This is a genomic window from Bacillus sp. 17RED48 (assembly GCF_019837545.1).
Taxonomy (GTDB): domain Bacteria; phylum Bacillota; class Bacilli; order Bacillales; family Bacillaceae_G; genus Bacillus_A; species Bacillus_A wiedmannii.
The window spans coordinates 1-5,119 of sequence record NZ_JADAXG010000033.1; the positions used below are offsets into that span (position 1 = coordinate 1).

The window sequence follows — 5,119 nt, forward strand, 5'->3', positions numbered from 1 at the left end:
GCGTTCTGCGTTATTGCATCGGCGACTTGTTCTATATTACACCCCTATATCCTAATCGTCAATACCTTTTATCCTTTTTATTTTATAAATTCTAAAGGGTATTGAACCTTCTTCATTTATACTCCGTTCCTAGAGATTAATAAACTGATGCAATCACTTTCATAATCGACAGTTTATACTTTCTTACTTACACCTTTCTAAAGAATGAATAGCAAGCCAAGCCAAACAAATATATATTAAAGGTAGCACTTTTTATTTCGAGTACATTCCAGCTGCATTCACAATTATCTCCTACCACTTCTCTCTAGGAATTATAAATACACCATGCATTTACTAAAAATCTAATTAACTTAGGAGGCGTTATGAAATGCATGTTAATAAGAAGATCATTTATGTATCCCATGATGCCCATTTCCACGGAGCACAACTTCTTTCTTTACATACTATTAAAGCTCTTAAAGAAAACTTTCATTACTCCGTCGCAATTATTTCTATTGGAACGGGCATTTTAATCCACGATTTTCAAAAGTATGGTCCTGTTTATTGCCTAGAGGAAGACTACCCAACGGAAAAAAGGTCGAATTATTAATAAAGAAGTTACTATCACAAGACTATACCATCGCCATATGTAGTACCGTCATAAGTGGTGATATAGTTGCATTACTAGCTAAACACAATATAAAAGTTATTTCATTAATACATGAATTGCCGCATTTAATACAACAGTACTCTGCCGAGGGAAAAGCGAGAAACATTGCCGAGTTTGCTTACAAAATTGTCTTCCCTTCACAGTACGTGTATGAAAAATTCCGTACAATCACCCAATTAGATCATCAAAAATGCCACATCCCCCCTCAAGGTTTGTTTAACCACAATCCTTATAAGAACAATATTGCAAAAGCGAGAAACGAATTACGAAAAAAACACAACCTGCCTCTAGATAGCAACATCATTTTTGGGGTAGGTTTTGCTGATCATCGGAAAGGGATAGATTTATTCTCACTTATTGCTTACTCAGTAAGAAAGGTTCATACGAATATTCATTTTATCTGGGGCGGGAGAACAGATGTTCATTTCTTTAACACGCTATCCCCAAGGTATACAGCACATTTCACATTAGTTGAGCCTACTCCAGATATCGGTTTATATAACGCCGGGGCTGATTTGTATTTATTAACTTCAAGAGAAGATCCTTTTCCAAACGTTGTTTTAGAAGCATTAGATACAAAAGTCCCTGTTATAGAGTTTAAAAATGCTGGAGGTTTTGAAGATGTTGTTACGGAACAAACTGGCGCCTTAGTAGACTTTTTAAATTTACCGCAGTTGCTGGAAAGAATATATGAATTTATTGGAGATGAAGACTTACGATTACAAAAAGGGCGCTTTGGCCAAGAGCTTATTGAAAAAGATTTCAACTTTCTTCATTATATTTATCAATTATTAAACCTGCTTGAACATAATTACAAAAAATAAGCGTAATCATATCGAACTATAATTACGAAAAATACTTACCTGACCGAGTTAAATCCATATTAAACCAAACCTATCCCCTTTACGAACTAATTTTCCTAGACGATGCCTCTACTGACAATAGCGTATCTATATTTAAACAGCTGCTCTCAAACGAAAATAAGCCCCACTTAAAAGTTCAGCAGATTATTAATGATAAAAACTCTGGTTCTGTATTTAAACAATGGATAAAAGGCGTCTCTGCAGCAACCAGTGATTATATTTGGATTGCAGAGGCCGATGACTTATGTGATCAGACATTTTTAGAAGAAGTAATACAAGGGTTTCATATAAATGGTGATGTTACCTTAAGCTACACACAATCACAACAAATAGATGAGCAAGGAAATATCCTGGCCAATCATTATTTAGATTACACAAATGATATTGATAAAGAAAAATGGAAAAGTTCTTATTTCCGAAAAGGAATAGATGAAATACAAGATACATTACTTATCAAAAACACCATACCTAATGTCTCAAGTGTAGTTTTTAAAAACATAGATATAAAAACAACAGAAAAACAATTAGAAAAGTTTAAAGTAGCTGGTGATTGGTTTTTCTATGTTTCTATTCTTAAAGAGAGGAACATTTATTTCAATCCAAAACCGCTAAACTATCATAGACGACATACAAATAGCGTAACGAGAACAGAAGATTCATATTCCCATTACAGTGAAGTTGTACAAATGCAGAATTTCATTAAAGAAACCTTTACTATCGACGACATTTCAAAAAAAAAATGTACACATATAGAAAGTATCTTAAAGCATATTTGAAGATTGAATGATATATTTTCTTCGCCATCAGTATCTCTTGTAAGACGTTACTATCATTTAAGGGGGGTTACTCATTGAAAGAATTTATAGAGGCAAATAAAGATTTGATTTCTCGAATTGCACACAACTACAATGTAAATGCAAGTATCCATCCAGAGGATCATATCTTTCAATTCCTTGTCACTAATCCAGTCTTCCCATCTAAAAAAGAAGCGATAGATTATTATTTTTAAGATGGGAGAAAATCTGCAGAAACACTCTTAGATTTAATTACTTCCTTCCATCCCCCTATAGACACTCCAATAAAATTATTAGAATTCGCATCCGGATACGGCTGCGTAACACGTCATTTATTAAACCTACAAACGAACTTAAGTATAACTACCTGCGATATACATGAAGAGGCTATTACTTTTATTGAACGTACATTAAATACTTCCTCTATCTTATCTCACCCTGAACCTGAACAAGTAAATTTGACCTCGTCTACGTATGATATCGTCTTTTGTCTATCATTTTTTTCTCATATGCCTAATACAACTTGGTTTCGTTGGCTTCAAACATTGTATAATGCTGTTTCTCCTGAAGGCTTACTCATTTTCACAACTCATGGTTATCAAAGTAAAAAGTACTTCAGCTTTCCAGATTTAAATAAACAGGGTTATTGGTTTCTCCCTTCTAGTGAACAATTGGATTTGGATGTTCATCAATACGGGCAAATGATCGTTAGTCCCTCTTACGTATGTGACAAAATTAAATTATTACCCTATAACCCTGTTATCAAAAAATACACTGAAGGTTTTTGGTGGGAACATCAAGACCTTTGGGTAATAAAAAAAGAAATAAAATAATAAACCACGCTCTACTTATACAAAAGTAGGCATGGCTTATTATTTTTTACTATATAAGAACTCTTCAATCCATAGCTTATTTAATCTAATTCCACTTTTGAAATCTATTTTCGGTTCCCAATTACATTCTCGTCTTACTCTATCTATATTTAAAATGATTTGTTGAACATTTTCTTGCCTTTGTTTATAGCAGGTAAAGTCCACTCTTCTTTCCGTTAATTTCTCCAATTCTACTATAATTCGTTTTAAAGAGAGACCCTTGCCGCTCCCTATGTTATACACACAAGATTTCAAACGATTTAAGTGTGATAGTTGTATAGTGATTTCAACTAAATCATCGATATAAATATAATCTCGAATAATCTCTTGTGGATTCCCATATATATTAATCTTTTCATTACTGAGATGCTGATACAAAAAACAGTTTATTGCCCCAACTTTCTTTAAAGGATTTTGATATTTTCCATATGGATTAGAATATCTACATACAACATAGTCAATTCCGTATTTTTTCTTATAAAAGTACAAGTAATTTTCAAGCGACACTTTTGTTATTCCGTAAGGAGAAAGTGGTTTTAATGGATGTTTCTCATCAATAGGTAAATATTCAGGTTCACCATACACGGTGCCCCCAGAAGATGCTAATACAATTCTTCTAATAGGAAAGTTTTTAACGCTTTCCATGAAATTAAGAAAAAAAAAGCTACTGTTCATATCTCCAAAAATATCTTCAATTGAAGTTGCTACATTAGACGTTGCAGCTAAATAAATAATAATATCCACATCCACTAAAGCTTTATATATATCTTCAACATTCGCTAAATCACCTTTAATAAATTCAACATCACTTATAATATTTTGAGGGAAATTATTTATATGTCTGGAAAATACTTTTACATTTTGATCTTGTTTCAATAAACCTAATGCGAGGTTAATACCAATGAAACTATTTCCACCTACTATTAAATAATTATTCTTCCTCATAATATCCTCTCTAGTAATAAGATTTTTGCTTATCACACCTAGAAATACAAATAAACGAAATTGGTCACCTCTATTATTCATTCTCTTATAATTGTATGCCCCTTATAAATTTTCATTATCTTTATTTTATATTTTCCTTTTAGAATCGATACCTTATTTAAGATGACCGCAAAAACACTCATAACTGGTTTAAAGGAAAAAGACTATTGGAGACACCCTTTAATGAGGTATTTAAAATGAAGGAACCAGATTTTCCATTTTGCCTTTCTTGGGCAAATGAACCGTGGACAAAAACTTGGGATGGTCTTGATAGTCACATATTAAAGCCTCAAAATTATGGAGAGTTATCGGATTGGAAAGAACACTTTGAGTATTTATTACAAGCTTTCCAAGATGAGAGATATATCCGTATAGATGATAAACCACTATTCATTATTTATCGTCCCGGGCATATTCCTGATTGTGAACAAATGCTTCATTATTGGAATACACTCGCACAAGAAAATGGTTTGAAAGGTATATACTTTGCAGAAACATTAAACAGCTTTCCACTTCCTAATATAAATGGATTTGATGCTAGCATTCAATTCGAGCCTTTTTATACAATTGCCCATGATAGCTCTTCAGACATAAATAAGGCAATATATGAGTCTGGTAAACAAATAAACGCTTGGGATTATGATAAAGTGTGGATGTATATACTAAAGCGATCTCCTCCAGAGAAAAAAACATTTCCTGGTGCCTTTGTTGACTGGGACAATACAGCACGCCGCAAAGACTTAAATAGCAGCATCTTCCTAGGTTCTACCCCTAGGAAGTTCACGATATATTTAAGCAAACAAATCCAGCGTACCTATTCTCTTTACAACAGCGAGTTTTTATTTATTAATGCGTGGAATGAATGGGCAGAAGGTACTTACTTAGAACCAGATAAAAGGCATGGATTCGCCTATTTAGAAGGAGTTAAGCAGGCAATTAACAGAGGTATGAAAGCAT

Annotated in this window: 1 protein-coding gene and 3 pseudogenes; 3 read left to right on the forward strand and 1 reads right to left on the reverse strand. The window is 33.1% G+C overall.

Annotated elements, in window-relative coordinates:
* Positions 1-367 precede the first annotated feature (367 nt).
* Positions 368-2,299 (forward strand): annotated as a pseudogene (locus tag ILT06_RS32015) (glycosyltransferase).
* Between the two features lie 63 nt (positions 2,300-2,362).
* Positions 2,363-3,139 (forward strand): annotated as a pseudogene (locus tag ILT06_RS32020) (class I SAM-dependent methyltransferase).
* 39 nt (positions 3,140-3,178) lie between these two features.
* On the opposite strand, the gene ILT06_RS32025 reads toward ILT06_RS32020, so the two are convergent.
* Positions 3,179-4,123, reverse strand: a complete 945-nt coding sequence (locus ILT06_RS32025; protein WP_064475992.1) for an NAD-dependent epimerase/dehydratase family protein — start codon at positions 4,121-4,123, stop codon at positions 3,179-3,181.
* 179 nt (positions 4,124-4,302) lie between these two features.
* Here ILT06_RS32025 and ILT06_RS32030 point away from each other — a divergent pair.
* Positions 4,303-5,119 (forward strand): annotated as a pseudogene (locus ILT06_RS32030) (glycosyltransferase WbsX family protein); the annotation flags it as partial.